The sequence below is a fragment of the Candidatus Nitrosocosmicus agrestis genome, assembly GCF_008389435.1.
Classification (GTDB): domain Archaea; phylum Thermoproteota; class Nitrososphaeria; order Nitrososphaerales; family Nitrososphaeraceae; genus Nitrosocosmicus; species Nitrosocosmicus agrestis.
Window position 1 is genome coordinate 1 of the sequence record NZ_VUYS01000039.1, and the last position, 4,667, is coordinate 4,667.

Annotated in this window: 4 protein-coding genes; 2 read left to right on the forward strand and 2 right to left on the reverse strand. The window is 35.0% G+C overall.

From position 1 onward, the window contains the following. Positions 1-312 precede the first annotated feature (312 nt). On the reverse strand, positions 313-1,578 hold the full coding sequence (locus tag F1Z66_RS15070; protein ID WP_149864454.1) for a site-2 protease family protein: 1,266 nt from the start codon (positions 1,576-1,578) through the stop codon (positions 313-315). 199 nt (positions 1,579-1,777) lie between these two features. Then, on the reverse strand, positions 1,778-2,158 hold the full coding sequence (locus tag F1Z66_RS15075) for a translation initiation factor IF-5A (protein ID WP_149864455.1): 381 nt from the start codon (positions 2,156-2,158) through the stop codon (positions 1,778-1,780). A gap of 264 nt (positions 2,159-2,422) precedes the next feature. On the opposite strand from F1Z66_RS15075, the gene thiD reads away from it, so the two are divergent. Then, a complete protein-coding gene (gene thiD, locus F1Z66_RS15080) occupies positions 2,423-3,796 on the forward strand; it encodes a bifunctional hydroxymethylpyrimidine kinase/phosphomethylpyrimidine kinase (protein WP_149864456.1) in 1,374 nt (457 codons plus the stop codon). A gap of 21 nt (positions 3,797-3,817) precedes the next feature. Continuing rightward, the gene (locus F1Z66_RS15085) at positions 3,818-4,531 is read left to right on the forward strand and encodes a nucleotidyltransferase family protein (RefSeq protein WP_149864457.1); all 714 of its coding nucleotides are present in this window, start codon (positions 3,818-3,820) and stop codon (positions 4,529-4,531) included. The last annotated feature ends 136 nt before the right edge of the window (positions 4,532-4,667 follow it).

Sequence of the window (4,667 nt, forward strand, 5' to 3'; positions counted from 1 at the left end):
CTCAAAGATAATACTAAGAGGATACAAATACAAAAATGATAGTAAATATATTCTGAGAGTGTGCTTTGTTTCTAGTCTTCACAAGAGAGATAGAAAATATTATTTGTAGACTGCGATTGATGAACAGCGATGATAAGAAAGATTTAACCAAAATCTTAATAAGATGGTAGTAAATGCCATAATAATTTATCAATGCTGTTCTCTCGACCCTGGGGGGTTATCCAAATTTTAAACGAAGCAGGTAGTTTTAGTCATAAAAAATTATAAATGCAAAGTCTCTAAAATATAAATAAACATGCTAAAATATTTACATCATTTTAGCAAGTAGGGTAAGGCAATAGAAAGCACTACTATGATTACCATTCCGTATGTGAGAATTTTGGACGCATGTCTTGACCAGCCTTTCCTATTTTCAGTTTTTTTGTCTATCAATGAGTTATATAACTGACCTCCGTCTAAAGGTCCAATAGGTAATGCATTGAATATTGCAACGTTAAAGTTAATGAACCATAGCCAAAAGAACAGATTAGCCGGTATTGTATAATAAGATCCAAAAATTGGAGATGTGTATTTATCTGCCATAAAGTCAGAGTATGGTACCATTCCTTGTACAAATGTAGGAGGAGCAAGGAGTCCCAATGGTGATGTGAAAACCATGGAATTATACCTATCCAGAACTTCTTTGGGGTCGGCCACAGGAGTGATTGCAACTCCTAAGATTCCTTTCCCTGGTTCTCTCTGCGCAGGCAAGGTAGCTTGTTTTACAGATTTTTGGCCAGATTCAGAAACAATCCCAATGTCGATGGTTTTACCCAGATTACTGTTAAGATTATCATTTAATTCTACAGGATTTCTTACATCTACACCTTGAATCTGTTGAATTGTCGAACCTTTAACAAGTCCGATGGATTGGGCCAATGAGCCAGGATTAACATTAGTAATTACTACCCCGAATAAACCTGGATCCATGGGTTTTGTTATGACGAGGGTGGAGGTAATTAGGAGTATAACAAATAAGGAAAGTGCACCTATTATAATATTGGTCATCGGGCCTGCTGTGAGAATTGAACTTCTTTGTTTGGTTGAAATACGATTCAACTCGTCCCGCTCAATATTAACAAATGCACCTATAGGAATTCCTAAAAATAGTACTATTCCAGTCGACTCAACTTTTACTCCATAAACTCTCGCTATTATGCCATGCCCTGCTTCATGAACAATAATCGTGACCACTAAGGCTATCCATCCCTCCCATATGGGTAAGTAAGGATTGAGTCCTGGAATTAGTAAATTCGCCTGTGGCCCCACACCTCTAGCTCCCTCTCTAATTGTTTCGCTAGAAAATAAAGCTGCTACGGAACCAATAATTAAAAATAGAGCCATAAGGGTGATGAGTGGCATAAGATAAGTATTAAATTTTGCATAAAATCTAGCAGCTCTGGTCTTTGATACCTTGTCAAAGAATCTAAGCCCATAAGGAGTATGAATTAATATAAGGGGTAAATGAAGATCAAACTTTATTTTAGATTGCTGTTCCAATTGAGATTTATGAGCATTCTTCTTATTTAAATGCATCATAGAATCTTTATAGATTTAAAAGTGAGTCTGATAGCGTTATAATAATCCTCAATTTGACATTAAGAGAAAAATAGAAGTCAATTATTTTGAGATAAACTATCTCACGTGACAGTAGTAAATTTTACAATCATAATAAACCTTATGGAATTTTCAGATTGATACTGAACTGATGATAAATCTGTACAGTCGGATAAAAATGCTACCCCTTAACCCTGACTATTTTTATACGGTCCAAAACTTTCCAATATTCTACCTCTCCACCTTGGTTAATCTTGTCCCTAATTTCATCTTCCACCGCCGAAGTTTCAAAAACCTCAAAGGTCTCCAAATCCATAATTTGAAGGACCTGTCCTGCAATTGAAATTACTTGCCCATTTCTCTTGTCAATTAATGGAACATCTACACTAGCGGATACTGGAGATACTAAGCTATGCCTAGAACCATCAAATACACCGATTGCTGCGACACGTGCTTTTGCAGAACCATGTTTACCTGGTTTACTATGATCATAAGAAACAATACGGCATGGTTCGCCATCTATGATAATGTAAGAACCAACTTTTAAACTACCAAGGTCCATTGGTTTACTCAATAATAATCAGACAATTTCATATGAGATACCTATTTAACAGTTATGATTTAACAATTTTTTTGCTAAAAGAGAGTCTCAAACACCGCACAAGTTACAAATTGATTTGTTGAATTACTGGTCAAATGGTCAAGTTAGTAACATAAACGTATCATAGGTGGTATTCACGATTCACTTGATAGATCAGTTTAGAAAGATTCTGAAAGGGTACGCGACATTCAATAATGACATGGACTCTTATTTAATCAAATTCAATTGATTCAATATAAAGCAATTTCAATTGCAGGTAGTGATTCTTCTGGTGGAGCTGGCATTCAGGCTGATCTTAAGACATTTTCTGCATTAGGTGTCTATGGGGCAACCGTAATAAGCGCCTTAACAGCCCAAAACACCAAGACCGTTTCTAGTTTATTTGTAGTACCTATAGAGTTTTTTGAGGATCAATTACAAACAACATTAAGAGACCTCCGGCCTGACGCGATAAAGATTGGTGTCTTATTTGATAAATCAATAATGAGAATTGTCAATGCATATCTCAAAAAATACGATGCCCCGATCATAGTAGACCCAGTTTTGATTTCTGGCACAGGGTCCAGATTGATTGATGAAAAGTCATTTCCCACATTAAAAAATGAAATCGTCCCGTTAGCAAGCATTATTACTCCTAATCGTTATGAGGCAGAGCATTTGAGCGGAATAAAAATCAAAACAAAAGAAGATCTTAAACTAGCATCGCAAAAAATTTGTGATATAGGCCCCAAAATAGTTATAATAAAGGGTGGACACTTTAGTCCAAATAATAAGAAGATAGTAGATTATTATTATGATAAAGAAAGAAGAGAAAGTTTTCAGATTAGTAACCCCAAAAGAGATATTGGAGAAACACATGGAACGGGATGTAACTTTTCATCCGCCATTACTTCATTTATTGCCAAAGGTATTGAACCTAAAGATTCATTTATTATGGCGAATGCATTTGTTCAAAAAGCTTTGCAATATGCATCAAAAATTGGAGATGGTGTTTTGGTATCTAACCCACTTAAGGATGTTTATGAGTCAGCGGAAAAGTACGATGTTATATCTGAACTTCAAAAATCTGTAAATCATCTTTATGATATGCCTAATTTTGTCAAACTCATACCCGAAACAAAAACCAATTTTGTTTACAGCACCTTGGATCCTAATTCAATAGATGACATAGCTGGCGTATCAGGTCGTATATCAGGAGACAATAACCATATTTACTATCCAAGTGTGGTTAAATTTGGGGTTTCAAAGCATGTAGCTAGAGCATTATTGGCTGCACGAAATATCAATCGTAAGTATCGATCGGCGATTAACATTCGAAATACTTCAGAAATACGACGTATTTGTAATAAGATGTTTATTTGTTCAGAGTATGATAGAAAATGTGAACCAATCAATATTAAAAATACTGAGGGATATAGTATTGGATGGGGTATAAGTGAAGCTTTTAAATTTAAACCCGGAGTGGAAATCGTTTGTCACTCAGGAGACATAGGTAAGGAGCCCATGATTCTTGTGTTTGGACCAACTCCCAATGCCGTATTGAAAAAATTAAAAATCATTTTGAAGCACTACAAATTAGGCACGGAACATTATAAATAATCTTTAATTGCTCACTATATTGTGAAAGCAGTTATTTTAGCTGGAGGTTTGGGAACTAGATTACAACCTTATACATTTTTCATTCCCAAGCCTATGCTTCCACTTGGAAATAAACCATTGTTGGAATACTCGATAGAATGGCTACAAGAAGCCAGAAAAATTGATGAAGTAATTATTTGCGTAAGTTATTTACATAGATCGATTGAGGATTATTTTGAAGACGGTTCTAGATATGGAATTAAGATTAAATACTCAAGATCCGACAGGCCCCTCGCTACAGCTGGACAGTTAAAGACTGCTTCCAAATTTATTGACGAACCTTTTGTTTGTCTCTATGGAGATTCTGTTTATGAATTTCCATTACGCGAAATGATAGAAAATCATCAAAAAGATAAGGCATTTATTTCTATGGCTCTTGTTAATTACCGAACAAATTTAAAGTATGGATTTATAGAAACAAACGGGTCCGAGAATGGTTTAGTAACAGAGTGGAAGGAAAAACCTGAAATTTCAGGTTTGATAAATATCGGCTGTTATGTATTTGAACCAGAATTCCTAAAAATGATACCGGATTCAATGGCGTTTGGAATGGATGAAGCAGTTAGAAATTCAATAAGAGACAAAAAGAAAGTCAAAGCTTATGTAGTCAAAGATGGCAGTTTTATGGACATTGGGGATAAGAAATCATATCTTGAGGCATACAAACAATATGTTAAGAGATTGGGCAAAATCTAAGTGAGTAACAGAAAAATACTTATCATTTTTTGAACATTTTTTTGATCTAGTAACGCATTTTCATTGCTCATTTGCTCCAAAGTTAAGGTGTGGATAAGTGTATACTCATAAATATGTTATGTATAGTCGATCCGAA